Source organism: Mesorhizobium sp. M7A.F.Ca.CA.004.06.1.1, assembly GCF_003999135.1.
In the GTDB taxonomy this organism is placed as follows: domain Bacteria; phylum Pseudomonadota; class Alphaproteobacteria; order Rhizobiales; family Rhizobiaceae; genus Mesorhizobium.
In genome coordinates, this window is sequence record NZ_RZPQ01000962.1 from 1 (window position 1) to 1,848 (window position 1,848).

The window sequence follows — 1,848 nt, forward strand, 5'->3', positions numbered from 1 at the left end:
GTGACACGCGAACGGCTTGTCCGCGAAGAATCGGCGATCAAGCGGCTGGCGCGGGTCGGCGACATCTCGCTTGCCGATGTCGCGCCCAAGGGTTCGGCGCAGATCGTGCTCAACGAGGCGACGATCTGCCTGCCGCTTGGCAGCCTGATCGACCTTGTCGCCGAGGCAGCACGGCTGCAGAAGGAATTGGCCAAGGTGACCGAGGAGATCGCGCGGCTGCACAAGAAGCTGTCGAACGAGAGGTTCGTCGCCAGCGCGCCGGCCGAGATCGTCGATGCCGAGCGTGAAAAGCTCGCTGAATACCGCGATGCGCAGGACAAGCTGTCGGTCGCGTTGGCCAGGGTTCGCGACGCCGGTTGAGGATAGATTCGCGAGACTTTAGCCCTCTCTAAAGTGCTGGTTTTTCGCGTCGAAAATCTGGATGCCGTTGCGTTAATATTGACGTAAACGGAAGTTTTAGCCCCATTGTTGCCATAATGTAACAATGGGGCTCCTGGAGCCCCAAAAAGGCCTGTTTTCGAGCCTTTTTGGATGGTTCTCTCTGTTTTTTGAGAGCCGCTCAGCCTTCACAGACCATTTTTCGGCTTTGCCGCACTAGGTTGCATTTCCTCGAAAATGCGCCTGGCCAATGTGTACATGTACGCCCGCGAATTCGTTGTTGCACCGTTAACCTGAATTGGTTCTAGCTTGATGCACTCGAATTCGGGGAGGACATTTCATGACTATTCTGCGACTGAAGGCGCTGCTGGGGGCGGGCTGCTTTTCGCTGGCTTTGATCGGGACGGCGATGAATCCGGCACATGCCGGCGGCCTGGAGCGCGGCGGTTACGATATCGATTTGCTGTTCGATCCGGCGCCGTTCGCGACCGAAGCCGAATCGACCTATGTGATGCCGCAACGCAAGCTCAAGAATGCGGTGGACACCAACCCGCTCGACGGCGATTTGACGCCTCTGGGCAGCACGGCGAAGGACAGCGAGAGCTATTGGGTGCCGCGGATCGGCGTCAAGGCGCAGATCGTCCAGGGTGTCGACTGTATGTTCGACTATTCCCAGCCTTGGGGTGCGCACACAAATCCGGGTCTTTGGGCCGGTGCCCAGTCCAACATGGAAACCGACATCAAAAGCAACAACTACGCCACAACCTGCTCCTACAAGATGGACGCCGGCAAAGGCCAGGTTCGCTTCATCGGCGGCGTCTACTACCAGGAAGTCTATGGCTTCAAGCAGGACCTGATATCGCCGCTGGTGCCGGATTTCCAGGGTACCGGGCGTGTCGATCTCAAGGGGACCGGCTGGGGCTGGCGCGCCGGCCTGGCCTATGAAATCCCCGAGATCGCACTGCGCGCCAGCCTCGTCTACAATTCGCGGGTCAAGCTCGACAATATCTCGGGCACGCTGGATTTGACGCATGTTGGCAGCGTGGTGCTTCCGATCTACGGCTCAACGCAATACATGCCGGATACAGTCGAATTGAAATTGCAGTCAGGCATTGCGCCAGGCTGGCTCGCCTTCGGTTCGCTCAAGTGGGTCAATTGGAGCCTGCTGCAGAGCGTTCCGATTTGCGTCGTAGGTACCCCCGCAGGGGCATGCGTCACTGGTGATGCTCTCCATTCGGGCCAGATCACCTCGCTGGACCTGATGTATCGTGACGGCTGGACAGTTACCGGCGGCATTGGCCACAAGTTCAACGATCAGTGGAGTGCTGCCGGCCAGCTTTCCTGGGATCGCGGCACGTCGCATGGCTATGGCTCGCAGACCGATACCTGGACACTGGGCGGCGGCGTCGCCTTTACGCCCAAGCCGAACATCGAAGTGCGTCTGGCCGGCGCGGTTGGGGTGCTGACCAG

General features: G+C 59.3%; 1 protein-coding gene and 1 pseudogene. Both read left to right on the forward strand.

Translation table 11 applies throughout. From position 1 onward, the window contains the following. A pseudogene (locus tag EN906_RS32690) lies at positions 1–360 on the forward strand (valine--tRNA ligase); the annotation flags it as partial. 358 nt (positions 361–718) lie between these two features. After that, a partial coding sequence (locus tag EN906_RS32695) for an OmpP1/FadL family transporter (RefSeq protein WP_164777549.1) occupies positions 719–1,848 on the forward strand: 1,130 nt, incomplete at its 3' end.